The 23,243-nt window shown below is 64.1% G+C and carries 24 protein-coding genes; 17 read left to right on the top strand and 7 right to left on the bottom strand.

Going from position 1 to position 23,243, the window contains the following annotated elements:
- Positions 1-28: 28 nt before the first annotated feature.
- On the top strand, positions 29-2,017 hold the full coding sequence (locus tag ACVWYP_RS26210) for a hybrid sensor histidine kinase/response regulator (RefSeq protein ID WP_369525520.1): 1,989 nt from the start codon (positions 29-31) through the stop codon (positions 2,015-2,017).
- 15 nt (positions 2,018-2,032) lie between these two features.
- Here ACVWYP_RS26210 and ACVWYP_RS26205 read toward each other — a convergent pair whose 3' ends face one another.
- Together ACVWYP_RS26205 and ACVWYP_RS26200 are read right to left on the bottom strand one after the other, a co-directional pair.
- Positions 2,033-2,251, bottom strand: a complete 219-nt coding sequence (locus ACVWYP_RS26205; RefSeq protein WP_016845796.1) for a hypothetical protein — start codon at positions 2,249-2,251, stop codon at positions 2,033-2,035.
- A 132-nt stretch (positions 2,252-2,383) separates the two neighbouring features.
- A complete protein-coding gene (locus ACVWYP_RS26200) occupies positions 2,384-2,692 on the bottom strand; it encodes a hypothetical protein (protein WP_035631559.1) in 309 nt (102 codons plus the stop codon).
- A 61-nt stretch (positions 2,693-2,753) separates the two neighbouring features.
- Here ACVWYP_RS26200 and ACVWYP_RS26195 point away from each other — a divergent pair, with 61 nt between their 5' ends.
- Positions 2,754-2,954 carry a DUF3072 domain-containing protein gene (locus tag ACVWYP_RS26195; protein ID WP_026192767.1) on the top strand — a complete coding sequence of 67 codons (201 nt, stop codon included), beginning with the start codon at positions 2,754-2,756 and terminating at the stop codon, positions 2,952-2,954.
- Between the two features lie 118 nt (positions 2,955-3,072).
- Positions 3,073-3,327 carry a hypothetical protein gene (locus ACVWYP_RS26190; protein ID WP_137480661.1) on the top strand — a complete coding sequence of 85 codons (255 nt, stop codon included), beginning with the start codon at positions 3,073-3,075 and terminating at the stop codon, positions 3,325-3,327.
- Positions 3,328-3,500: 173 nt separating this feature from the next.
- On the opposite strand, the gene ACVWYP_RS26185 is transcribed toward ACVWYP_RS26190, so the two are convergent.
- Positions 3,501-3,758, bottom strand: coding sequence for a hypothetical protein (locus tag ACVWYP_RS26185; RefSeq protein ID WP_304495395.1), 258 nt, complete (start codon positions 3,756-3,758; stop codon positions 3,501-3,503).
- Between the two features lie 112 nt (positions 3,759-3,870).
- On the opposite strand from ACVWYP_RS26185, the gene ACVWYP_RS26180 reads away from it, so the two are divergent.
- Entirely contained in the window at positions 3,871-5,940 is a 2,070-nt protein-coding gene (locus ACVWYP_RS26180) for an ATP-dependent helicase (protein WP_304495394.1), read from the top strand.
- A gap of 162 nt (positions 5,941-6,102) precedes the next feature.
- Here the strand turns inward: ACVWYP_RS26180 and ACVWYP_RS26175 are convergent, their stop codons facing one another.
- On the bottom strand, positions 6,103-6,834 hold the full coding sequence (locus ACVWYP_RS26175) for an adenylate/guanylate cyclase domain-containing protein (protein ID WP_304495393.1): 732 nt from the start codon (positions 6,832-6,834) through the stop codon (positions 6,103-6,105).
- Between the two features lie 85 nt (positions 6,835-6,919).
- Complete coding sequence (locus ACVWYP_RS26170) at positions 6,920-7,171, bottom strand: PilZ domain-containing protein (RefSeq protein ID WP_076828861.1); 252 nt, start codon at positions 7,169-7,171, stop codon at positions 6,920-6,922.
- 264 nt (positions 7,172-7,435) lie between these two features.
- Here ACVWYP_RS26170 and ACVWYP_RS26165 point away from each other — a divergent pair, with 264 nt between their 5' ends.
- The 3 genes from ACVWYP_RS26165 to ACVWYP_RS26155 are packed head-to-tail and all read left to right on the top strand — an operon-like array spanning position 7,436 to position 10,467.
- Positions 7,436-8,842, top strand: a complete 1,407-nt coding sequence (locus ACVWYP_RS26165; RefSeq protein WP_304495392.1) for an MFS transporter — start codon at positions 7,436-7,438, stop codon at positions 8,840-8,842.
- 11 nt (positions 8,843-8,853) lie between these two features.
- Complete coding sequence (locus ACVWYP_RS26160; RefSeq protein WP_453946015.1) at positions 8,854-10,041, top strand: acyl-CoA dehydrogenase family protein; 1,188 nt, start codon at positions 8,854-8,856, stop codon at positions 10,039-10,041.
- A gap of 24 nt (positions 10,042-10,065) precedes the next feature.
- Positions 10,066-10,467, top strand: a complete 402-nt coding sequence (locus ACVWYP_RS26155) for a VOC family protein (protein WP_304495390.1) — start codon at positions 10,066-10,068, stop codon at positions 10,465-10,467.
- Between the two features lie 304 nt (positions 10,468-10,771).
- Here the strand turns inward: ACVWYP_RS26155 and ACVWYP_RS26150 are convergent, their stop codons facing one another.
- Positions 10,772-11,509 carry a Spy/CpxP family protein refolding chaperone gene (locus tag ACVWYP_RS26150; protein WP_439711094.1) on the bottom strand — a complete coding sequence of 246 codons (738 nt, stop codon included), beginning with the start codon at positions 11,507-11,509 and terminating at the stop codon, positions 10,772-10,774.
- 455 nt (positions 11,510-11,964) lie between these two features.
- Here ACVWYP_RS26150 and ACVWYP_RS26145 point away from each other — a divergent pair, with 455 nt between their 5' ends.
- From ACVWYP_RS26145 to ACVWYP_RS26110, 8 genes are all read left to right on the top strand, one after another.
- Entirely contained in the window at positions 11,965-13,305 is a 1,341-nt protein-coding gene (locus ACVWYP_RS26145; protein WP_028340671.1) for an ABC transporter substrate-binding protein, read from the top strand.
- Between the two features lie 116 nt (positions 13,306-13,421).
- Positions 13,422-14,360 (top strand): carbohydrate ABC transporter permease, encoded by a 939-nt coding sequence (locus ACVWYP_RS26140; RefSeq protein ID WP_028340672.1) that lies wholly within the window; start codon positions 13,422-13,424, stop codon positions 14,358-14,360.
- Complete coding sequence (locus ACVWYP_RS26135) at positions 14,360-15,271, top strand: carbohydrate ABC transporter permease (protein ID WP_028340673.1); 912 nt, start codon at positions 14,360-14,362, stop codon at positions 15,269-15,271. Before ACVWYP_RS26140 ends, ACVWYP_RS26135 begins: the two co-directional genes overlap by 1 nt.
- 4 nt (positions 15,272-15,275) lie before the next feature.
- On the top strand, positions 15,276-16,376 hold the full coding sequence (locus tag ACVWYP_RS26130) for an ABC transporter ATP-binding protein (protein WP_028340674.1): 1,101 nt from the start codon (positions 15,276-15,278) through the stop codon (positions 16,374-16,376).
- A gap of 29 nt (positions 16,377-16,405) precedes the next feature.
- Positions 16,406-17,395 carry a hydroxyacid dehydrogenase gene (locus tag ACVWYP_RS26125; protein WP_304495389.1) on the top strand — a complete coding sequence of 330 codons (990 nt, stop codon included), beginning with the start codon at positions 16,406-16,408 and terminating at the stop codon, positions 17,393-17,395.
- A gap of 68 nt (positions 17,396-17,463) precedes the next feature.
- A complete protein-coding gene (locus ACVWYP_RS26120; RefSeq protein WP_304495388.1) occupies positions 17,464-18,888 on the top strand; it encodes an amidase in 1,425 nt (474 codons plus the stop codon).
- Between the two features lie 142 nt (positions 18,889-19,030).
- Positions 19,031-19,696 (top strand): hypothetical protein, encoded by a 666-nt coding sequence (locus ACVWYP_RS26115; protein ID WP_304495387.1) that lies wholly within the window; start codon positions 19,031-19,033, stop codon positions 19,694-19,696.
- Between the two features lie 90 nt (positions 19,697-19,786).
- Positions 19,787-20,726 (top strand): IS630 family transposase gene (locus tag ACVWYP_RS26110; protein ID WP_370143840.1). Its coding sequence is split into 2 segments (ribosomal slippage): positions 19,787-20,122 and positions 20,124-20,726, totalling 939 coding nucleotides; the frame shifts between segments, so codons are not numbered across the junction.
- 17 nt (positions 20,727-20,743) lie between these two features.
- Here the strand turns inward: ACVWYP_RS26110 and ACVWYP_RS26105 are convergent.
- Positions 20,744-21,301: a DUF1993 domain-containing protein gene (locus ACVWYP_RS26105; protein WP_304495386.1), complete on the bottom strand. Its 558-nt coding sequence runs from the start codon at positions 21,299-21,301 to the stop codon at positions 20,744-20,746.
- A 52-nt stretch (positions 21,302-21,353) separates the two neighbouring features.
- On the opposite strand from ACVWYP_RS26105, the gene ACVWYP_RS26100 reads away from it, so the two are divergent.
- Together ACVWYP_RS26100 and ACVWYP_RS26095 are read left to right on the top strand one after the other, a co-directional pair.
- The gene (locus ACVWYP_RS26100; protein WP_304495385.1) at positions 21,354-22,127 is read left to right on the top strand and encodes a transporter substrate-binding domain-containing protein; all 774 of its coding nucleotides are present in this window, start codon (positions 21,354-21,356) and stop codon (positions 22,125-22,127) included.
- A gap of 171 nt (positions 22,128-22,298) precedes the next feature.
- Positions 22,299-23,087 (top strand): DUF2147 domain-containing protein, encoded by a 789-nt coding sequence (locus ACVWYP_RS26095; RefSeq protein WP_304495384.1) that lies wholly within the window; start codon positions 22,299-22,301, stop codon positions 23,085-23,087.
- The last annotated feature ends 156 nt before the right edge of the window (positions 23,088-23,243 follow it).

The following is a 23,243-nucleotide window of genomic DNA, read 5'->3' as shown; positions in this document are numbered from 1 at the left end:
CGCGTTTCGGGCGGGGGCAGGATCGGTGATGGTTAAGAAATCAGAACAGCTCGAACACGGTATTGTTGCGAACCGGCGCAATTTTCGGCCAGCGGCTGGCGGCGTGGTCGACTACGCCATTTGCGTGCTCGCTCCCGATGGCCGGGTCATCAACTGGAACAAGGGCGCTGAGCGCATCACCGGCTATCCGGCCAAGGCGATCCTCGGCAAGCACTTCTCGATCTTCTATCCTGCCGAAGACCGCGCATCCGGCGTTCCAGCGAAAGCGCTGCAGATGGCGCGGAAGGAAAAGCACTCAGCGGCCGAAGGCTGGTGTCTCCGCAAGGACGGATCGCAATTCTACGCCGCTGTGGTCATCGATCCGATCCATGAGAAGCGCAAGCTCGTCGGCTATGTGATGGTCATCCGCGACATCGCCGAGCGGCATCAGGCGCGCGAGGACCTCGAGGCCAGCGAAAGTCAGTTCCGTCTGCTGGTGAGCAATGTCACCGACTATGCGCTCTATATGCTGACGCCGGCCGGCATCGTTGCCAATTGGAACGCCGGCGGTGAGCGCATCAAGGGCTATTCGCCCGGCGAAATCATCGGCCAGAGCTTCTCGCGGTTCTATACGCCGGCCGACCAGGCCGCGGGCAAGCCGGCCCGCGCGCTCAAGATCGCCGAAGAGACCGGGCACTATGAGGAGGAAGGCTGGCGGGTTCGCAAGGATGGTTCGTTCTTCTGGGCGAGCGTCGTGATCGATCCGATCCGCGATAGCGACGGCAGCCTGGTCGGCTTTGCCAAGATCACACGGGACATTTCCGAGCGGCGCGACGCGCAACAGAAGCTCGAACAGGTGCAGCGTCAGCTGGCGGAGTCGCAGAAGATGGATGCGCTGGGCCAATTGACCGGCGGCGTCGCGCACGACTTCAACAACCTGCTGATGATCATCTCCGGCAATCTGCACCGGATCAAGCGCGAGGTGACGAGCGAGCGGAGCAAGCTTGCGCTCAGCGCGATCGAAACCGCATCCGAGCGTGCCGCGTCCCTGACCAGGCAGCTCCTCACCTTCGCGCGTCGGCAGAGTGTCAATCCGCAGACCATCAATGTCACTGACAGGATCACCGCGGTGCGCGAGGTTTTGACCAGCGCACTCGGCGGCGCGATCAAGCTGAACATGGAGATCAGAGCGGATCTCTGGCCGATCTTCGTCGATCCGACCGAATTCGAGACCGCGCTGATCAACCTCGTGGTCAATGCGCGGGATGCGATGGCCGGCGGCGGCACGCTGACCATCGCGGCGCGCAATGTCCCGGAAGCCGCCCAGGTGGTCGTCAGCGTTACCGACACCGGCGAAGGCATTCCTGACGATGTCATGAACAGGGTCTTTGATCCCTTCTTCACTACCAAGCCAGTCGGCAAAGGGACCGGCCTTGGGTTGTCCCAGGTTCACGGTTTCGCGCACCAGGCGGATGGCCGGGTCGAGATCACAAGCGCGCTCGGCAAGGGCACGACGGTCAGCATCTACCTGCCGCGGGGCACTGCGGCCGCAAAGTGCACGGCTACGGGGCGCAGCGTGCCCGGCTCGGCCACGATCCTGCTGATCGAGGACAATCCCGCCGTCGCCGATGCGAGCACGGGCCTGCTCGAACAGCTCGGTTACACCGTGCATTGGGCGTCGAACGCAGAAGCCGCCTTGTCGGAAATCGACGCCAACGGGATCGATCTGGTGTTCAGCGACATCGTGATGCCCGGCAGGATCGACGGGCTGAAGCTGGCGCGCACGATCCGCGACCGGAAGCCCGAACTGCCGATCCTGCTGACGACAGGCTACAGCGAGAGCGCACGCGACGTCAGGTCCGACTTTCCGGTGCTGCGCAAGCCGTACCACATCCACGACCTCAGCCGCGAACTCGCGAAGTTGACGGGGCACGGGGTCGACAACGCGACGAGTAGCCCGTCCGCCGACGCTTCGGGCGAGTTCGATGCCATCGCGCGCGACGTCGCGGCCAGACAAAAGGCGAAAGCCCGCTCCTAGTGCAAAATGGAAAGGCTAGCGTTCCGCCGGCCAGCTACGCCGTACCAATTGCACCCGCTCGATGCGGCTGCATTGCTCGCAGCGGTACTGAAGGATATCCCTGCCCTCACTGCCCGGATGGCTGCTCTCGAGCCGCATCGTCCTGATGCAGCTGATGCAGGAGATCAGCGTCAGCAACGGACTGCGATCGTCATTCATCGATGCCCGCGGTGGCGCGGTCGGATCGGCGATCATGGCGCTGGGCGATGCTATGGTATTGGCTCTCACCACAAGAAAATGCAGATCCTGCGGCTCGGGTTCCAGCCTTGAAACCTATTTGGGCCTGAGCCGGTGTTCAAGGCTCCCTTCTTTGGTCGAACGGCCCGATCACACCCGAGCGTTGCTGTGACTGGGCCCGGGCTTCTTCGCCTTGTCCAGCTTGACCTTCGCACCGGCACGGTCCTCGAAGCTCCGGCTGAGCCGCTCCCGCACCGTGGGGAGACGCTCGCCGCCGCCGGCGGCCTTCCACCGGCCGACGAGCTCGGCCACTTCGGCTCGCATCGCCATCAGCCGGTACGACGCTTCACTGCAATCGAGGTCGCGGTTGACCTGATCCCGGATCGACGCCTCGACCAAGGTCATCTCGGCTCGCAACGTGCTGATCTTGCGCCGAATTTCATTGATTTTATTGTCCATGGCTTGTTAGAACAAAAATAGAACATATTGTCAAGTCACGATCCAGCAAGCGAGGCAAGCAATGAGCGTGGCAGCGGTAAGATATGGTGGGGTTGCGGAGCGCCTTGGCGGGCTGATGACCCGCGCCCAGGCGCTGCGGTTGAGGAGCCTTGCCGAGGAGGCCTATCAGCCGAACCAGTACGCGCGCGACCTGACGTCCGAGGAAGCCGAACGGCGCATCGATGCGCTGAAGGCGGAGATCGCGCTGGCGGATTCTTTCTGAACCGTCCGCTCCAACCAGGCCGGACGTCCCCTTAAGGCTTTGATATAGCGGCGCAGCTAGGTCTGTTCCTGTTATTGCTGCTTTGTCCTATTGCTGCTTGGTCCTGGGGGAGCCTGACGTGCTGGAGCTGGAGAAGCGGTCGCCGCTTGCGTTCCCGATTACGCTGAAGGACGGGCGAACGCTCGCGACGGTTGGCGACGCTGCGGACTACCTGTCCGCGCTGAACCTGGATCAGCGTGAGCGCAGCTACTGGAAGACGGCGATCATGATGTTCAACAACGCCATGCGCGAGCCGGGCTATCTGAAGATCGCAACCATGAACCTCCGGTCCGCGCTCGTGTATGACCGCCTGGTCGACGACGTCGGCTCCTGATTGTGGTGCGGCGGCTACAGCCGAATCGGCGGTGGTTGCGTAAGGCCCTGTTCGTTATGGCCGCAAACAAGGTAACGGCGGTACACGCGACGGCCGGGTGCGCAATGCGCTTCAGCCGCACTCTCGGGCCGCCTTGGAGGGCCAAGGGAACACCAAGGCGGCCCATTTTCCTTTCAAAGCAATTTCGCGCGGACGAACAGGATCCGCAACGCGTTGGTCGCCTGCACCGTCAGCATGGCGTTGCCGGCCGCCATCTCGAGCGCAACCAGCGCCTCGTCATGCAGCGAGCGGAACTCCATCCATTCGACGGCGCTGAGATTGCTGATGAAGTGATAGGCCTGGCCGACGGTCGCGAGCGTCACCGTCTCGCCGTTCAGCCGCACCTTGAACGTCGCCTTCAGCGGCGTGTCGGATTTGGATACGTCACCCATGGCGGGGTTGTGCGCCGCGCCACGTTAATGTCAATCTAATTTCTCTGCGTCCGCCTCGGCGCGTCGGCCCCAATGAATCGCAATGTCTGTTAGCGTTTCGTGGGGGTGATTCGTGACTGATCTTGCCAACACTGCCTATCTCGATGCGCTCAATGCCGAGCAGCGCCGTGCTGTCGAGCACGGGGTCGGCAAGGATTGCATCGTCGGCGCGCCGCTGTTGGTGATCGCGGGCGCGGGGTCCGGCAAGACCAACACGCTCGCCCATCGAGTCGCACATCTGATCGTCGCCGGCGCCGATCCGCGCCGCACCCTGTTGATGACCTTTTCGCGGCGCGCCGCCGCCGAGATGGCCGGCCGCGTCGAGCGCATTGCGCGCCGCGTGCTCGGCGATCGTGCCTCGGTCATGACCGACGCGCTGAGCTGGGCCGGCACGTTCCACGGCATCGGCGCGCGGCTGCTGCGCGAATTCGCCGAGCGTATCGGCCTCGACCCGGCCTTCACGATCCATGACCGCGAGGATTCCGCCGACCTGATCAATCTGGTCCGCCACGATCTCGGTTTCTCCCGCACCGAAAGCCGGTTCCCCACCAAGGGCACCTGCCTTGCCATCTATTCGCGCTGCGTGAACGCGGAGATGCCGATCGAGGCCGTGCTCGGCCAGTTCTTCCCGTGGTGCTCCGGCTGGGCCAGTGAATTGAAACAGCTATTCGGCGCCTATGTCGAAGCCAAGCAGCGGCAGAACGTGCTCGATTACGACGACCTCCTGCTCTACTGGGCGCAGATGGTGACGGACGCCGCGCTGGCCGAGGAGATCGGCGGCCGCTTCGACCATGTGATGGTCGACGAATATCAGGACACCAACCGCCTGCAGTCCTCGATCCTGCTCGCACTCAAGCCCGCGGGACGCGGGCTCACCGTGGTCGGCGACGACGCGCAGTCGATCTATTCGTTCCGCGCGGCCACCGTGCGCAACATCCTCGACTTCCCGGCCCAGTTCAGCCCGGCCGCCGAGATCGTCACGCTCGACCGCAACTATCGCTCGACGCAGCCGATCCTTTCGGCCGCCAATGGCGTGATCTCGCTCGCCAAGGAACGCTTCACCAAGAACCTGTGGACCGACCGGACCTCGACGCGCAAGCCGCTGCTCGTCACGATCCGCGACGAGGCCGATCAGGCCCGTTACATCGTCGAGCAGGTGCTGGCCAATCGCGAGGAAGGCACCTTGCTGAAGCACCAGGCGGTGCTGTTCCGCACCTCCTCGCACAGCGGACCGCTGGAAGTCGAACTGACCCGCCGCAACATTCCATTCGTGAAATTCGGTGGCCTCAAATTCCTCGACGCCGCGCATGTCAAGGACATGCTGGCGCTGCTGCGTTTCGCCGCCAATCCACGCGACCGGGTTGCAGGTTTTCGTATCCTGCATCTGTTGCCCGGCGTCGGACCGGCCTCGGCACAGCGGGTGCTCGACCGCATGACCGAGGCTGCCGATCCGATTGCTGCGCTCGTTGCACTGCCCGCTCCGCCCCGCGCCGGTGCGGACTGGCGGCTGTTCGTGGAGGCCATCGAGAACCTCCGCTACTCGGAATGGCCCGTCGACATCGAGCGCGCCCGCCTCTGGTACGAACCGCATCTCGATCGCATCCACGAGGACAGCGAGGTGCGCCGCGCCGATCTCATCCAGCTCGAGCAGATAGCCGCCGGCTACCCGTCACGCGAACGTTTCCTCACCGAACTCACGCTCGATCCACCCGATGCGACCAGCGACCAGGCCGGCGTGCCGCTGCTCGACGAGGATTATCTGATCCTGTCGACGATCCATTCCGCCAAGGGGCAGGAATGGAAATCCGTCTATGTGCTCAATGTCGTCGACGGCTGCATGCCCTCCGACCTCGGCGCCGGCACGTCGGCCGAACTCGAGGAGGAGCGCCGCCTGCTCTATGTCGCGATGACCCGCGCCAAGGACGATCTGCATCTGCTGGTGCCGCAGCGCTTCTTCGTCCACGGCCAGGCCGCCAAGGGCGACCGCCACATGTACGCCTCGCGCACCCGCTTCATCCCGGAACGATTGCTGCCGATGTTCGAGCGCACCACCTGGCCGCGCGCCGCAACAGCGCAAGCATCCTCGGCCAACCGCGCGCCGCCGATCGACATCGGCGCCCGGATGCGCGGCATGTGGCGCTGATGGCGGCCCCGAACGAGTTTTGACGCGGCCTGGAACGAACTTGCCTGCCGCGCGTTGAGGCGCGTTCGTAATCGGCAAACGACCATTCCCCGACGGCTTCGGCGCGCAGTTGCACGCTGGAGCCGTCTTTTTTGCGCCGCGCCAATTCACGCGAAAGCCAATTCACGCAGGAAACAGTGTGACGGGCTGGTCGAAGCCCTTCAGGGTGTAATCGGCACCGGTTGCCGTGATCATGTCGCGGGTTCGATCCCGCACCGCCGTCGTCACTAGAATCTCGCCTGACTTGGCGGCCGCCTGCGCGCGTGCCGCGCGATTGACCACGGTGCCGACTGCCGTCAGATCGCGGTGGGCCTGGCCGAACTCACCGAAATTGGTGTCACCGCTATCCATCCCAATTCCGATGCCGATCTCGAGGTCGCCGGCGCCGATCGCCCGCACCAGCGCGTCGTGCCTGTCGCGAAAACTGCGCTGGATCTGGCGCGCCGCGAGCAAGGCCTGCACGGCATGATCGTCGCGCCGCACCGGGAAATTGAAGATCGCGAACACGGCGTCGCCGATGGTCTTGTTGAGGATGCCGTCATAGCGCCAGATCGCGGCGGCGCAGTCGTCGTAGAACGCGTCGAGCAGCGAGGTCAGCCCGTCCTGCGCGATGGTCTGCGTCAGCGTGGTGTAGCCGCGCAGATCGGCGAACAGGATGGTGGCGTCGATGGTCACGGCGCGCGCCTTCATGATCTTCGAGAAGGCCATCTCGCAGATCGTGCATGTATTCGGGTTCATGCGGCTCGGCCGGACGCCAAACAGACGGAACGGCGCCGACAAGGGACCGCGCAACGGGATCGGCATATGCAGGTTTTGCCAGCAGCCAAGGCAGATCGTTGCAGGTTCCGGAGTCATCGGCGGATCACCTGCTGTTCCAGCAACGAAACCCGGGCCCGTTGGCACGCTGGTTCATGGGCGTCCCCAATCGAGATTGCCGCGCTCAGGCGGTCGCCACGAAACTCACTCCAATTCGCGACTTCTTACTCCAGATCACCTGGCACTCATAGACAACCGAGGCGTCGCGGGCCATCACCAGGCGGAATCGGTGCGGGACGAAGGCCGGATTCTCGACTTCGATGGCGGCGCCCTCCGGCGAGATGTTCACGATCGTGCAATGCATGACCGAACCGCCCGACGAGACATAGCCGGGTTCATTGACCTCGGTTCGCGGATGCTTGCGCTTTTCGTCCACCCAACCTGCTCCCCGCCTTCTTCACGTAAACGTGGGCGATCGGCAATGCAGGAGTCAACGGCTCCGGCGGCCCCCATCGGGCTTTCGCACCACCATTTGTGCGCAGCAGTAAGCCGAACCGCTTATCGCGCCAGTGCAGATGAGCCCCGCGTCGGCGCGGCTTGTCGTTCGTGCAGGCGCGAGGATAGCCTCATCCTATGGGCGATGCGCTGGCGCGACGCACGCTCCGAACAATAATGAACAGGCGCCATGGGGAAACGCGCCATGTTCGAGATTCTCGATCGCCGGACGACTCTGACCGGCAACCAGATCAAGATCCTTGCGGCGGCCATCATCGGCGATGCGCTGGAATTCTTCGACTACTTCCTGATCGGCTTCGTGCTCGCGTTCCTGATCGGGCCCTGGAAACTCACCTTCGGCCAGTCGGCCACCGTGCTGATGAGCTCCGGCATCGGCGCCATCCTCGGCGCCTATCTCTGGGGCTGGCTCGCCGACCGGGTCGGGCGGCGTATCGTGTTCATCGGCACGGTGCTGAACTTCTCGATCGCAACCGGCCTGCTCTACTTCACGCCCGATAATGGCTGGGTCTACCTGGCAATCCTGCGCTTCTTCGTCGGCACCGGCGTCGGCGGTCTTTATTGTGTCGACCTGCCGCTGGTGCAGGAGTTCATGCCCTCGCACAAGCGCGGCTGGGTCGGCGGCCTCGTCACCTGCGTGATCCCGCTCGGCGTCGGCCTCGGCGCGGTGCTGGGAGCCGTCATGGGAACCGATCAGTGGCGGCTGTTGTTTGCGATCGGCGTGCTGCCGTCGGTCCTGGTGCTGCTGGTTCGGATCTGGGTCCCGGAGTCGCCGCGCTGGCTGTGCCGGCAGGGACGCTATGACGAAGCCCGCAAGTCGCTGGCCTGGGCGCTGCAGGTTCAGCCCTCCGAACTGCCATTGCCGAGCGCCGCCGACGCCGGTCCGATCGTCACGACGAGCTGGTTCGACCTCTTCAAATATCCGCGCAGCCTGATCGTCTCCTGGCTCGGCAATGCCGGCGCGCAGACCGGCGTCTACGGCATCACGCTGTGGGCTCCCGCGCTGTTCGTGCTGCTGCTGAAGGTGACGCCGCAGGAAGCCGCCAAGATGATGATCCTGCTCAGCATCACCGGCTTCCTCGGCCGCATCTCGTTCTCCTGGTTCTCTGAGCTGCTCGGACGGCGTGTTGCCGGCGGCCTGCTCGGCTTCGGCGCCGGCGCGCTGACCATCATTGCCGGCTACCATTACGACGCGACTTTGTTCGGCATGTCGGCGTTCTGGCTGCTGCTGGCCGCCGCCTTCTTCTTCGCCGACGGCGGCTTTGCGATCGTCGGGCCCTATGCGGCGGAGGTCTGGCCGTCGCATCTGCGCACCACCGGCATGGGCTCGGCCTATGGCTTCGGCGGCATCGGCAAGATCATCGGACCGGTCGGGCTGGCGCTGATCGTCGGTTCGAGCAACTACCTCAAGCCTGACGTGCCCCTGACCCAGATCCCGACCGCCTTCGTCTATCTCGGCTGCTGGTTCCTGATGGCAGGTGCCGTCTATTTGTTCTTCGGGCTCGAGACCAGAGGCAAGTCGATCGAGCAGATCGACAAGGAGCTCAACGCGACGGCTGACGTCGCGGCCTCCGCAACGATCCGGCGCGCCTGAGGGAGGCGAACATGAATGTGACTGCTGCGGACCTTATCGGTGATCGCGACGTGATCGCTCGCGCCGAGGCGATCAGGGACGCGGTGGCGGCCGCCTCCAACGATATCGAAACGACGCGCCGCCTGCCGCCCGACCTGCTCGACCGGCTGCATGAGGCGCGGCTGTTCCGCCTGCTGCTGCCGCGTTCAAGCAACGGGATCGAAACCGATCCCGTCACCTTCTTCCATGCCATCGAGACCATCGCCAAGGCGGATGCCTCGACGGCGTGGTGCCTGAGCCAGGCCGGCGGCTGCGCGATGTCGGCGGCCTATCTCGACCTGCCGGTCGCGCAGGAGGTGTTTGCCGACCCGCGCGCCGTGCTGGCTTGGGGCCCGGGCCCGAAGGTCAAGGCGATCGAGTGCGAGGGGGGCTACCGCGTCACCGGGGTCTGGTCGTTTGCCTCGGGCGGGCGGCACGCCACCTGGCTCGGCGCGCACTGCCCGGTCTATGCCGCGGACGGCTCGCCGCGCCGGGATGCCAATGGCGAGCAGGTCGAGCGCACCATGCTGGTGCGGACCGAGGACGTCGCGTGGACCGACATCTGGAACACGGTCGGATTGCGCGGCACCGCCAGCGACCAGTTCGCGCTCGACGACTTCTTCGTCCGCGCGGACCATTCGATCACCCGCGAATTCGACCGCGAGTGCCGCGAGGACGGGCCACTGTACCGGATGAGCAACCACACCTGCTACCAGATCGGCTTTGCCGGGGTCGCCTGCGGCATTGCCCGCAGCGCGCTCGACAATTTTGTCGACGTCGCCCGCAACAAGGTGCCGCGCGGCATGAAGAAGACGCTGCGGGACAATGCCGTGGTGCAGTCCGGCCTCGCCCAGGCCGAGGTCAATCTGCGCGCTGCCCGCGCCTTCCTGCTGCAGTCGATGGCCGACATCTGGAAGGATCTGGTTGCCGGCCACAGCATCACGGTCGCGCAGCGCATGACGATCCGGATGGCGGCCACGCACGCCATCCACAAGGCGCGGGAGGCCGTCGATTTCGCCTACAACGCCGCCGGCGCCACCGCGATCTTCGACGGCCATCCGCTGGAGCGGCGCTTCCGCGACATCCACACCGTGACCCAGCAATTGCAGGGCCGCTTCAGTCATTTCGAGACCGTCGGCGCCTGGATGCTGGGCGTCGAGGCCGACCTCAGCTTCGTTTAACCCGATTTCTCAAGGAGAAGAACCATGCCATTGGGTGGACTACAGCATTACACCATCGAGCCGCAGGATCTGGAGAGGACCAAGGAGTTCTATTGCGATGTGCTCGGGCTCGAGAACGGCGAACGGCCGCCGCTCGATTTCCCCGGCTACTGGCTCTATTCCGGCGGCCAGGCCACGGTCCATCTGATGGGCACCCGCAAGCCGCGCGACGGCATCGTGGTGCGCGGCACCGAGAAGAAATATGACGACACCGGCCGCCTCGACCATATCGCCTTTGCCGCCAGCGACGTCGAGGCCGTGCGCAAGCGCCTGCAGTCGAAGAACGTCACCTTCCGTGAGCAGATCGTGCCGCGCACCGGCGACACCCAAATCTTCCTCTACGATCCGGACGGCGTCGGCGTGGAGCTGAACTTCCCGAAGAGCTGAGCGTCGGCGTTTTGCGGATCGCTGATTGCCGGGCATAGCCGTCCGAAGGACATCGTCGCTTTTGCGCGCCGATGTCCCGGTCATTGACGGCTCAATCCGCGCTGGCCTCAGGCGCTGTGGATGGTTCCCGACAAGGCCCTGACTCGGCCATCACTCGGGCGTGATCCGGTCCGCTTTTCTTCAACATTGAATGACGAATTAACCGGGCCGCGCCGCTGCGGCAGAATAGCCGGGTGCTGCGCCTTTAACCTACCCCAGGGCTTGGTGGCCCGGCTATTCGTCCCCACCTGGCCAGCGAGGCCTCTCAGTCGAGCCCGCGTTCGTGGCTCAGGCGGACCATTTCGTTGATGAAGATTTGTTTCTGCTTGTCGTCGAGGCTGGCAAACAGCGGCTCGGCGGCGTCGGCAACGCCGCGCTGATCGACCGCCCGGTCATTGAGGAACTGGGCCTCGTTGCGCATCTGCTCGATAATGTCATCAGGCGGATCGCGCTGCGCCCGCGCGATGCGCAGGTTGAGGCGGTCGGCGCCGTTGTGGCCGAGATAGTGCATCGCACTGTTGAAGCCGGCCCAGTTCTTCTCCTGCTCCGGCGTCAGGTTGAGCTCCTTCTTGATCCGTTCGATGTTGGCGTCGCTGTTGGCGACGATCTGTTCGGCTGTCAGCTGCGGCGCGCCGGCCTGGGTCAGCACGGTCGGCGCTTGCTTCGCGCCCTTGTCCTTGGCGGCGGCCTTGGCCGACTTGGAGGCCTTGGCGCCGGCCGCCGGGGCCTGCGCGTTCTTGCTGCTGCCGGGAGCGTTATTGCCATTGTTGCCGGTCAGTACTCCGGTGACGCCGGTCACCACTCCGACAACGCCGCCGATCGCTCCGCCGAGAACGCCGCCGACCGGCCCGGCGGCCTTGTTGCCCTCGCGCGCGCCCTTTTCGACGCCCTGCACGATCTGCGCGTCGACCATATGAGGCACTGCGAGCAACATGACGGTGGCGGCCCCAACCGCGGCGCACAATCTCCATTGCGCTCGCAGCTTCGCTACCGGGATGAGCATGATCGGGTCTCCGTGATCGGTGGTGGATTGCGGAATTGATGCGGGGGTAGGTTTGACGAATCCGGACTTTAGCGTTTCCGGCTTCCGCAAGTCTATCGGCCGCGGCGGGCATCACCATGGCGGAACAGAGTTCGCTAAGGCTTGACCGGAAAGCTGCGGCTCAACCGCGCACACCGTCTGCGACCTTGTCTGCGTCACCGTCCGCGTGCATCGCAGCATGATCGCAAGACACGCGGCAAACCGCTGGCAACTGCAATGATGCGAACGACACTGCCTGCTATTTGACCACAACGTTAGTTCTACGTGGCATCAGCATCTCGTTTCTCGACAGATGCCGGCAATTCTGTTCTGATCAGTGTCAACGCAATCCCGCGACGTCGCGTAAACGCGACGCACAAAAACAACACGGGATTCAAAAAAGTCTTTTGTCCGTTGGCTACCAGGGAGGGAATGCCATGTCACGGAAGAAGCTCTCGCGCCGAGAATTCGTCGCGGCGACAGCGCTGTCATCGGCCGCGCTGATTACAGCCCCCTACGTGCGTGGCGCCTACGCAGCCGGAAAGCTCTCGATGGGCTTCTGGGATCACTGGGTGCCCGGCGCGAACAGTGCGTCCACCGAGCTGGTCAATGAATGGGCTGCCAAGGAGAAAGTCGAGGTCCAGATCGACTACATCACCAGCCAGGGCAACAAGAACATCGTCACCATCGCCGCCGAGGCGCAGGCGAAATCCGGTCACGATATTTTCCAGATGCCGACATGGTGGCCGCAGGCCAACGCCGAGCTGCTCGAGCCGGTCAACGACATCATGGATCCGCTCCTCAAGCTGAACGGCGACGTCAACGGCACGGTGAAATATCTCGGCCAGGCCGGCGGCAAATGGCTCGGCGTACCCGCCAGCGTCGGCAGCCAGATCAAGGGTCCCTGCTCGCGCATCGACCTGATGAAGAAACACGCCAACATCGACGTGCAGGAGATGTATCCGGTCGGAAGCGAGCCGAAAGCCGATAACTGGACCCTCGATACGTTCCTCAAGGCGGCTGAAGCCTGCCACAAGGCCGGATTCCCGTTCGGTATCGGCCTCGGCGAAACCAGCGACAGCGTCGACACCGCCGGCGCGATCTTCCAGTCGTTCGGCGCGCAGCTGGTCGATGCGAAGGGCAACCTCACCGTCAAGACCGACGCGGTGCGCCAGGCCCTCGACTACTACAAGAAGCTGCTCGCCTTCCTGCCGCCCGATGTGGCGGCATGGGACGACGCGTCCAACAACAAGTGGCTGGTCGCCGGCAAAGGCGCGATGATCCTGAATCCGCCGAGCGCGTGGGCGGTCGCCAAGCGCGATGCTCCGCAAGTCGCGGAGCAATGCTGGACGCACGGGTTCCCGGCCGGGCCGAAGGGACGCTTCGCGCCCTATCTGCCGTTCTTCTGGTCGATCTGGTCGTTCTCGAAGAACAAGGAGGCGGCCAAGAGCCTGCTGTCCCACCTGTCGCAACCTGCATCGATCGAGAAGATGGTGGTCGCAAGCGGTGGCTATGACCTGCCGGCCTACGAAAAGCTCACGACCTTGAAGGTCTGGGCGGAGCAAGCGCCGCCAAAGGGGACGCTCTACCACTATCCGAACCCCTACAAGCACCAGACGCTGTCGATTGCGGCCTCGCCCGCGCCGCCCAAGATCGCGCAGCAGATCTACTTCCAGGCCACGCTGACCAAGATGTGCCTGCGGTACTACCAGGGTGAAAGCATGGAAAAGACACTCGCCTGGGCCGAGGGCGAGTGCGAAGGCTTCATGCGAAGCTGACGACAAGCGAGGTCTCGCGCGACCGCCCGTAATGTTGGCCGCGCGAGGTCCCGTCTTCACATCCCAGCCGTCGGACCGGCGAGCTGTGCAACCAACCCGCGCGAGGGACCTGCGTTATGGTTGATGTCGCATTCCAATCCAACCGCGCAGCCGCTGCCCAGACGGGACGAAGGCGCGTCGGCCTGCGCAACGCGCTGCGGCGCAAGTCGATGGCCGCGTTCCTGATGACCTTGCCGCTGATCCTCCTGATCGCGATCCTGGTGCTCTACCCGGCCCTCTACTCCTTGCACCTTGCGACGCTGAACAAGGCGATGACGAAGTTCGTCGGGTTCGGCAATTTCGAGTTCCTGTTCAAGCGCGACACCTTCTGGCTGGTGGTCAAGCAATCCTGCATTTTCGCGATCTCGGCGGTGATCTTCAAAGCCCTGATCGGCTTCATCGTCGCGCATTTCGTGCACAACGTACCCGCCAACAAGCAGCGCAAGTGGCGCGGCATGCTGCTGGTGCCGTGGGTGATCCCGCCGGCGATGAGCACGCTGGCGTGGCTCTGGCTGTTCGACCCCTCCTACAGCGCCTTCAACTACACGCTTTCCTTCTTCGGCATCGGGCCGATCCCGTGGACCGGCGATGCGATGTGGGCGCGCTTCTCGGTGATCCTGGTCAACGTCTGGTACGGCGCGCCGTTCTTCATGATCATGTATCTGGCGGCGTTGAAATCGGTACCCGACCAGCTTTATGAGGCGGCCGCGATCGACGGCGCCAATTGGTGGCAGCGCATCTGGTACGTGACCCTGCCGATGATGCGCAACATCATCGCGATCACGACGCTGTTCTCCCTGATCGTGACCTTCGCCAATTTCGACATCGTGCGCATCCTGACCGCGGGCGGCCCGCTCGACCACACCCATATCTTCGCCACCTGGGCATTCCGCGTCGGCATCGAGGGCAGCGATGTGCCGCTCGGCGCCAGCGTTTCGCTGTTCATGGTGCCGATCCTCGCGGTCGCGGCGATCTTCATCCTGCGCGACATCACCAAACGCGGGAACGAAGCCTGATGAGCTCGCTGACGATCGACAAGTCCGGACCGACCCGCAAGGTGAAGTACGGCAGCATGAGCCGCGACCGCGCCTGGGCGCTACGCTGGTCCTATTTCTTCCTGGTGCTGTTTGCGATCTTTTCGCTGGTGCCGCCGCTCTATATGCTGATCACCTCGCTGAAGAGCAGCGCGGAGATTTCCGCGGCGACCAACCCGTGGTGGGTCTATCATCCGACGCTCTCCAACTACGCCGAGTTGCTGACCTCGAATCAGTTCCTGCGCTTCTTCTGGAATTCGGCCTGGGTCTCGATCATCGTGGTCACCATCACGATGCTGATCAGCGTGCCGGCGGCTTTTGCGCTGGCACGGATGAAGTTCTGGGGCTCGGCCACGCTCGCGACCGGCGTATTCCTGACCTACCTTATCCCCGACAGCCTGCTGTTCATCCCGCTGTTCAAGATGTTCGCGGTGATCGGCGACTGGACCGGCATCCAGCTCATCAATCGCTGGTATGTCCTGCTGTTCATCTATCCGACGCTGACGGTGCCGTTCTGCACCTGGATCATGATCGGCTATTTCGCCTCGATCCCGAAGGAGCTTGACGAGGCGGCGATCATCGACGGCGCGAGCTGGTTCCAGACGCTGACCCGCATCTTCATCCCGGTCGCCCTGCCCGGCCTGATCGCGGCCACGATCTTTGCCTTCACCGTCTCCTGGGCCCAGTTCCTCTATCCGCTGGTGTTCACGACCTCGACCGATCAGCTGGTGCTGCCGGTCGGCATCATCACGACCCTGATCAAGGGTGATGTCTTCAACTGGGGACAGATCATGACTGGCGCCCTGCTCGGCGCCGCGCCGCCGCTGATCATCTACGCCTTCCTGATGGACTACTACATTGCCGGCCTGACCGCCGGTGCGACAAAGGGTTGAACTTATGGCTGACGTCAGTTTGCGGAAGGTTGTGAAGCGTTACGATGAGGTCGAGGCGGTGCGCGGCATCGACCTTGATATCGCCGACCATGAGTTCGTGGTGCTGGTCGGGCCGAGCGGCTGCGGCAAGTCGACGACGCTGCGGATGATCGCCGGCCTCGAGGACATTTCCGACGGCGACATCATGATCGGCGGCGACGTCGTCAACGACGTGCCGCCGAAGGACCGCGACATCGCGATGGTGTTCCAGAACTATGCGCTCTATCCGCATATGACCGTTGCCGAGAACATGTCGTTCGGTCTGCGGCTGAAGCACTATCCCAAGGCGGAGATCAAGAGCCGGGTCACCGAGGCCGCCCGCATGCTCGACATCACCGATCTGATCGATCGCAAGCCGAAGCAGCTCTCCGGCGGCCAGCGCCAGCGCGTCGCGATGGGGCGGGCGATCGTGCGCAATCCGAAGGTGTTCCTGTTCGACGAGCCGCTGTCCAACCTCGACGCCAAGCTGCGCGTGCAGATGCGGATCGAGATCAAGAAGGTGCATCAGAAGGTCCGCACCACGACCGTCTACGTCACCCACGACCAGGTCGAGGCGATGACGCTCGCCGACCGCGTGGTGGTGATGAACCACGGCAGGATCGAGCAGATCGGCACGCCCAACGAGCTCTACCACAAGCCGGCGACCCGGTTCGTCGCAAGCTTCATCGGCTCGCCCGCGATGAACTTCGTGCCCTGTCGGCTCGAGGACACCGCAGGCAAGCTCAACGTGCGGCTGACCGATCGCCTCGCTTTCGCGCTGCCGCCGGCACGCGCCGCCCGCTACCAGGCGCTCTCCCGCACCGACAAGCTGTTGCTGGGCATCCGGCCCGAGCACGTCATGGAGGCGCGGCCGCATGCCGAACCGGGCGTCGAGCCGTTCGACGCGACGCTTGACGTCACCGAGCCGATGGGGATGGAGACCTTGGTCTATTTCACGCTCGAGGGCACCCAGGTCTGCGGCCGGGTCAATCCCAATGCCGGTGCGCAGGATGGCAGCCCGCTCCGATTGGCTGTGGACCTCAACAATATGCATTTGCTAAACGAGGTGACCGGCGCCGTCCTTTGACGGCGCACAAGAAACCTCAAGGGCAGGAAATGGCCACCAACAAGAAGAAGATCTTTATTACCCAGACTCTGTCGCCGGGGGCACGGGTGCTCCTCAACGAGCGGGACGACGTCGAACTCATCGAATTTCCCAACCTGATCTCCGCCAAGGACTTTCAGACCATGCTCGAGCAGCATGCGCCGGTCCATGGCGTGGCGCTCGGCGCAACCCGCTTCGGCGAGGCGGAGCTGGAGGCGTCCAAGGGCATGATGGTGGTGACCCGGATCGGCGTCGGCTATGACGCCGTCGACGTTCCGGCGCTGTCGCGCCGCAAGGTGCCGCTGATGGTCGCAGGCACCGCGAACTCGCCGTCGGTCGCCGAACAAGCCTTGTTCATGATGCTGACGCTGGCCAAGCGCGCGCAGGAAATGCACGCGATGGTCAAGGACGGCACCTGGGCGAGCCGGCTCGGCGTGCTGCCGTTCGACCTCTACGGCAAGACCGTGCTGATCGTGGGCTTCGGCCGCATCGGCTCCCGCACCGCCAAGCGCTGCCTCGCCATGGAAATGAGCGTGCTGGTCTACGATCCCTACAAGCCCGCCAGCGAGATCACCGCGACCGGCTGCGAGGCCGTGTCGAGCCTCGAAGCGGCGCTGCCGCGGGCGGACTTCGTCACCATCCACTGCCCGAAGAATCCCGAAACGGTCGGGCTGTTCAATGCCGCGCGGATGCGGCTGATGAAGCCGACCGCCTATCTCATCAACACCGCCCGCGGCGGCATCGTCGACGAGAAGGCGCTGCACGACGCGCTGGTGTCGGGCAAGCTCGCCGGCGCCGGCCTCGACGTGTTCGAGGTCGAGCCGCCGCCGGTCGGCCAGCCCCTGCACGCTTTGCCCAACGTGATCATGGCGCCGCATGTGGCCGGCGTCACGGTCGAGGCCGTCGATCGCATGAGCGAGCAGACCGCACGCAATATCCTGAGCGTGCTGGATGGCAGTCCGCTGCGCCAGAATGTGATCAACCAGGACGTCCTCGGCTGAGCTTTCAGCCTTCCTCGTTTGCGCCGCGGCCGATCCGAAAGATCGGCCCGGCGATGCGGAGTACCCACATGGCCTTCAAGGAATTCGGCAACTACGACGCGGTCGGTCTCGCCGAGCTCGTCCGCAACAAGGACGTGACGCCGAAGGATCTGCTCGACGAGGCGATCACGCGCACCGCCGCCGTCGATCCCAAGATCAACGCTGTTGTCGTCAAGCATTACGACTATGCCGAGCGCCAGATCGCCAAGGGGTTGCCTGACGGTCCCTTCACCGGCGTGCCGTTCCTGCTGAAGGACCTCGATCTGCTCGAGGGCACCCGCACCACGTCGGGCGCCAGCCTGCTGAAGGACTTCGTCGCGGATCACAACGGCACCCTGGCCCAGCGCTTCCTCGATGCCGGGCTTGCAATCTTCGGCAAGAGCTCGAGCCCGGAATTCGGGCTGATGCCGACGACGGAATCCCGCCTGTTCGGCCCGACCCGCAATCCCTGGAATCTCGACCATTCCTCCGGCGGCTCGTCCGGCGGCGCTGGCGCTGCGGTCGCAGCCCGCATCCTGCCCGTCGCGCATGCCAGCGACGGCGGCGGCTCGATCCGGATCCCCGCCTCCGCTTCCGGCGTGTTCGGCATGAAGCCGACGCGCGCCCGCAACCCGGTGGGTCCCGATCGCGGCGAAGGCTGGGGCGGCTTCTCAGTCGGCCATGTGCTCAGCATCAGCGTCCGCGACAGCGCGGTCATGATGGATGCGATCCACGGTCCGGAGCCGTCGAGCCTCTATGTCGCGCCGCCGCCGGAGCGACCGTTCTCGCAGGAAGTCGGCCGCGATCCCGGCCATTTGCGCATCAGCTTCACCGACAAGTCGCCCTATGGCGATGCCATTGATCCCGAGATCGCCGCGGCGGTGCGCGACATAGCCAAGCTGCTGGCGGGCCTCGGCCATCATGTCGAGGAGCGCGCGCCGCCGCTTGCCGCCGATCCCGCCGCAGTCATGACGACCATCGTCGGCGGCAACACCGCGCTGACCGTCCGTCTGCTCGAGCAGCGCGTCGGGCGCACCCTGACGTCGGACGATGTCGAGCGGCTGACGCTCGCCAGCGGCCAGAACTCGGCCAAGATGACGCCGGCCGACTACGTCGCCGCGCAGCTTGGGGCATTCCAGATCTCGCGCGCGCTTGCGACCTTCTTCGAGGGCTGCGACATCTTCCTCAGCCCGACGCTGTGCGCGCCGCCGCTCCGCCTCGGCGAGCTCAACACGATGTCCGAGGACCTGACCCACATCGCGCCGGTGCTGCGCCGCTACATGCCGGGCACCTCGATGTTCAACATGTCCGGACAGCCGGCGATGTCGGTGCCGCTGGCCTGGAACAAGGCCGGTCTGCCGCTCGGCATGATGTTCGCTGCCAAGCTCGGCGAGGAAGGATTGCTGTTCCGCCTGGCCGGCCAACTCGAACAGGTCCGCCCCTGGAAGGACCGGCGTCCGCCGGTTTGCGCCTAGCGGCGCTTTCAAGCGAAGCGAATCTCGCTTCGCTTCAAGGCTGCGCGCCGGAACCGCCAGGGCTGACAAAGGATAGTCAGATCAGGTAGATAGAGAGGGCGTCGGCACGATTCCGCGCGGCGTCAGCTTGGGAGACCAAACCGTGAATGATCCGACCGACAATGCGCTGGCCGCAATCGCGAGCATTCTCGACCAGACGACCACACCTCCCGAGACCTCCAAATCGACCGACAAGACGGCGGACAAGCCAGCCGAGCCCGCCGCGGAGCCGCCGGCCTCGATAGCAATGCCGCCACCTTTGCCGCCGTCCATCCAGGTCGTGTCCGTCACGGCCGTGTCCGTCGAGGCCGCGCCTGCCGAGCCGACCGTGGTCGAGCCGCCTCCGATCGAAGAGCCCGAACCGGTCGAACAGCCTGAGCCAAGTGAAGCTGAGGCAAATAAAGCTGAAGCAAGTGAACCGGAGCCAAGCGAACCGGAGCCGAGCGAGCCGGAAGCGGAGCCGGAGCCGATCCAGCCGCCGCCCCAAGCGATCGAGGCCAATGGCTATTCGAAATCCGGCCCAGGCCCGATGGCCGCGCTGCGCTTCCGCTGGACGGTGCGCCAGGACGGCGCCCAATATTATGTCGACGAGACCGTCGGCGAGGCATCGACCCCACTCGTCAACGGCCCGATGGACGGGGATGCCGCGATCAGATTCGTCGACGATCGCGAGGCCGAAGCGCGGCGGCGTTTCGAGCATTTCAAGCACGAGATGCTCAGCCGCTCTGCGACCGCCGTTCAGGCGAACAGGGATAGCAACGAAGCCTAAAGCGGGATGGGTTTAGGTTGAATCGATTTGGGATTCCCAAATCAGTGTGTTTCTGATTCACCATGCTGGCTGGATAGGAGGCCGGCATGGATGGGCAAGCCTTATTCCCTGGATCTCCGTAACCGTGTCGTAGCCGCGATTGAGGGCGGGATGTCCCGCAATCGGGCCGCCAAGCAGTTTGGGGTGGCGATCAGCACTGCCATCGGCTGGATGCAGCGTGTCGATGAGACCGGCAGCGTTGAGCCTGGCCAGATGGGCGGTCACAAGCCGAAGGCGGTTTCGGGAGACCACGCAGTCTGGCTGTCGCAGCGGATCAGGGACGGCGATTTCACCATACGTGGTCTCGTTGCCGAGCTCGCCCGTCGCGGCCTGAAGGTCGATTACCACTCGGTGTGGGACTTCGTCCATGCCGAGAAGCTCAGCTTCAAAAAAAAGCGTGGCGGCTGGCGAACGCGATCGACCCGAGGTCGCGAGGCGACGAGCCCAGTGGACAAAGTATCAAGATCGCGTCGAAGCTGAGCGGCTGGTCTTCATCGACGAGACCTGGACCAGGACCGATATGGCGCCCTTGCGGGGATGGGCGCCGCGCGGACACAGACTTCACGCCAAGGTTCCTCACGGCCGCTGGAAGACCATGACCTTCCTGGCGGCCTTGCGCCATGACCGGATCGATGCGCCATGGTTCATCGAAGGGCCGATCGATGGCGTGAGCTTTCGCACCTATGTCGAGAAGGTTCTGCTGCCCGTCCTTCGACCCGGCGATATCGTCATCTTGGACAACCTCGGCAGCCACAGGAGCAAGGTAGTTCGCCAGCTCATCCGCTCGGTCGGCGCCAAGCTCTTCTTCCTGCCAAAATACTCGCCCGATCTGAACCCGATTGAACAGGTCTTTGCCAAGCTCAAACACCTGCTTCGCAACGCCGCCGCGCGAACCGTCGACGCAGTCTGCGCCGCTATCGGCCACGCGCTCGACGCCTTCACCTCCGAGGAATGTGCCAACTACCTCAAAAATTCAGGCTATCGAACTTAATGCCATCACGCTTTAGTCTAGCCCTGCGGTGGCCTCGGTGGTCCCAGAAAGTCCTTCTTCGCGAGGTCGACACCGGCATGACGCAGGATGTCGTAGGCCGTTGCGACATGGAAGAAGAACTGCGGGACGCTGAAGGTCAGGATCAGGGACTTGCCGGTGAATGGCCTGGTCGCGCCGCTCCGGAACGTGAAGACGACATCCTTGCCGGCGGCGGCGTTGATCACTTCCCGCGGCAGGCTCTGCGCAAAATCAATCGTGGCCGCAATCCGCGCCTTCAGATCGGCGATGCCAGGCGTTGCGTCGGCGAAGACCGGCGGCGCGCACCCTGCCAGCAGCGCGCAGCTCAGCACGACATGCCGGTTCGCCTCCCCGACCTGCTGGCGAAGGCTGTACATGTTCGGCGAGAGCCGCATTCCGAGCAGCACGTCAGATTCGATCTTGCGAGCCCTGGCGTAGGCTTCCGCGTGATCGAGCAACGCTGAAAGATTGCGCAGATACGGCACATAAACGCCGACGGATGCTTCGTGGAGCGAGATGGTCATCTTGCGCCCGCCATGCTGGCTCGATCGTCCCATCTGGTCTAAATGCTCCGCAACGACATGTCATCGGAATTGACGGAGAAGTTTGATGTTTCGCGCGCTCGCCGGCCTCGCTCTGGCTTTGCTCCTGTCTGCCGCGCATGCGCAGCAGGCTCCGTCCCGGCTCGACGAGATCGTCAAGCGCGGTATCCTGCGCGTCGGCATGACCGGCGACTACTTGCCCTTCACCTATCTCGACAAGGAGACGAAGGCGTTCCGCGGCTTCGATGTCGACATGGCGCAGTCACTCGGCAAGGCGCTCGGCGTCAAGGTCGAGTTCGTGCCGACATCGTGGCCGCAGATGACCAGGGATTTCGAGGCCGACGATTTCGACATCGCGATGGGCGGCGTCTCCATCACGTTCGATCGGCAGAAGAAGGGTCTGTTCTCCACGCCAATCATGCGCGAGGGCAAGACGCCGATCACGCGCTGTGCCGACACGGGCAAGTTTGAGACGATCGCCGAGATCGACAAGCCCGGAACCCGCGTCATCGTCAATCCCGGCGGCACCAATGAGCGCTTCGCGCGCGCCCATGTGAAAACCGCCGAGATCCGGGTCTTCGACGACAACACCAAGATCTTCGACGAGATCGCCAAGGGCGACGCCGACCTGATGATGACCGATGCGTCCGAGACGCGCTATCAGCAGAAGCTGCATCCCGGCGTGCTGTGCGCCGTGCATCCCGACAAGCCGTTCGACTTCGCGGAAAAGGCCTACTGGATGCAGCGCGACGTTGCCTTGAAGGCGTTCGTCGACCAATGGCTTCACATCGCGCGCGAAGATGGTAGCTACGCGAAGATCTACGCCGCGTGGTTCGAATAGCTGCATCACGCGAATAATTTGAAGCGCGCGGCCTGAAACCAGACCGCAATCCAGCGATTTGAACCTAAGCCGCAAGGATACGACTCATGTTCTGACCGTGATCTGGGGCACGTTCAACGAGGCGGTCACCGGATAGCCTTGCGAACGGAGTTCCCTGCATCGGAGATCGAGATGAGAAAGCTTCTGGCGATCGCCGCGCTCGTACTTGCGAGCACGGCCGCAGCGCAGGCGCAGTACACATTCGATTACGGCGGCCGCACCGTTCGCATCGATCCCGATCGCGGCACGGTTTCGATCCCCGGCGTCTACGACAATACCGGCCGCGGCACCAAGCGCGCCAAACGCGACGACACCGAGCAGAAGCGCAAAGCTCCGAAGGAAGCCAAGACGGACGCCAGGACGGACACCAAGACGGATTCCCAGGTCGCGCCGCCGGGCGCGCCCGCGGCGGCTGCTCCGCAGGCCGTTGATCCGGCCGCCGTCCCGCCAGAGCCGGCCGGCACGGGTGTTTTGGCCACGCCGCCTTCAGCTACCGCAGCGACCACACCGCCACCGCCCGCGCCGCCAGCCGTCCAGCAAACTGCTGCGCCAGCCGCAAAGCCCACCACCGCTCCAACCGTTGGTGCCGCCTCGCCGAACGCTCCAGCGCCCAAGCCGCTTGCCAATCCCGTGCAAGCAGCGAACTCGCCGCTCGGCGTCTGGCTCACCGAAGAGAAGGAAGGCAAAATCCGCATCGAGCAATGTGGTGCCAATCTCTGCGGGTACGCCGCCAATGGCGAACAGGTGCTGATCAACATGAAGCCGGGCAAGGACAAATGGAGCGGCCGCATCTTCGATCCGAACAGCGGCAGCACCTACGATTCCAGCATCGCGATGAAGAGCCCGGACACGCTACGCGTCCAGGGCTGCGCGTTCGGCGGCATGTTCTGCGGCGGCCAGACATGGACGCGGGTGAATTAATCGGCCGGAATTCGTAGCCCGGATGAAGCCAACGGGTCGCGCGAACGCGCGCCCGATGACAGGCTCCACGAAATCCGGGGTTTTCACCGAGAGAGAGATTGCCCTGGATTGCGCTTCGCTCCATCCGGGCTACGCATACGAAAAGCCCCGCTCAAG

This window comes from Bradyrhizobium sp. USDA 3262 (assembly GCF_054060035.1).
Note: the sequence above shows the minus strand (reverse complement) of the source record. Positions and strands in the feature narration are given on the sequence as shown.

Bases quoted from the DNA above. Each gene is read 5' to 3' on its own strand.
- ACVWYP_RS26210 (WP_369525520.1), top strand. From the start codon at position 29: ATGGTTAAGAAATCAGAACAGCTCGAACACGGTATTGTTGCGAACCGG.
- ACVWYP_RS26205 (WP_016845796.1), bottom strand. From the start codon at position 2,251: ATGATCGCCGATCCGACCGCGCCACCGCGGGCATCGATGAATGACGAT.
- ACVWYP_RS26200 (WP_035631559.1), bottom strand. From the start codon at position 2,692: ATGGACAATAAAATCAATGAAATTCGGCGCAAGATCAGCACGTTGCGA.
- ACVWYP_RS26195 (WP_026192767.1), top strand. From the start codon at position 2,754: ATGAGCGTGGCAGCGGTAAGATATGGTGGGGTTGCGGAGCGCCTTGGC.
- ACVWYP_RS26185 (WP_304495395.1), bottom strand. From the start codon at position 3,758: ATGGGTGACGTATCCAAATCCGACACGCCGCTGAAGGCGACGTTCAAG.
- ACVWYP_RS26175 (WP_304495393.1), bottom strand. From the start codon at position 6,834: ATGACTCCGGAACCTGCAACGATCTGCCTTGGCTGCTGGCAAAACCTG.
- ACVWYP_RS26165 (WP_304495392.1), top strand. From the start codon at position 7,436: ATGTTCGAGATTCTCGATCGCCGGACGACTCTGACCGGCAACCAGATC.
- ACVWYP_RS26160 (WP_453946015.1), top strand. From the start codon at position 8,854: ATGAATGTGACTGCTGCGGACCTTATCGGTGATCGCGACGTGATCGCT.
- ACVWYP_RS26155 (WP_304495390.1), top strand. From the start codon at position 10,066: ATGCCATTGGGTGGACTACAGCATTACACCATCGAGCCGCAGGATCTG.
- ACVWYP_RS26150 (WP_439711094.1), bottom strand. From the start codon at position 11,509: ATGCTCATCCCGGTAGCGAAGCTGCGAGCGCAATGGAGATTGTGCGCC.
- ACVWYP_RS26145 (WP_028340671.1), top strand. From the start codon at position 11,965: ATGTCACGGAAGAAGCTCTCGCGCCGAGAATTCGTCGCGGCGACAGCG.
- ACVWYP_RS26140 (WP_028340672.1), top strand. From the start codon at position 13,422: ATGGTTGATGTCGCATTCCAATCCAACCGCGCAGCCGCTGCCCAGACG.
- ACVWYP_RS26135 (WP_028340673.1), top strand. From the start codon at position 14,360: ATGAGCTCGCTGACGATCGACAAGTCCGGACCGACCCGCAAGGTGAAG.
- ACVWYP_RS26130 (WP_028340674.1), top strand. From the start codon at position 15,276: ATGGCTGACGTCAGTTTGCGGAAGGTTGTGAAGCGTTACGATGAGGTC.
- ACVWYP_RS26125 (WP_304495389.1), top strand. From the start codon at position 16,406: ATGGCCACCAACAAGAAGAAGATCTTTATTACCCAGACTCTGTCGCCG.
- ACVWYP_RS26120 (WP_304495388.1), top strand. From the start codon at position 17,464: ATGGCCTTCAAGGAATTCGGCAACTACGACGCGGTCGGTCTCGCCGAG.
- ACVWYP_RS26105 (WP_304495386.1), bottom strand. From the start codon at position 21,301: ATGGGACGATCGAGCCAGCATGGCGGGCGCAAGATGACCATCTCGCTC.
- ACVWYP_RS26100 (WP_304495385.1), top strand. From the start codon at position 21,354: ATGTTTCGCGCGCTCGCCGGCCTCGCTCTGGCTTTGCTCCTGTCTGCC.
- ACVWYP_RS26095 (WP_304495384.1), top strand. From the start codon at position 22,299: ATGAGAAAGCTTCTGGCGATCGCCGCGCTCGTACTTGCGAGCACGGCC.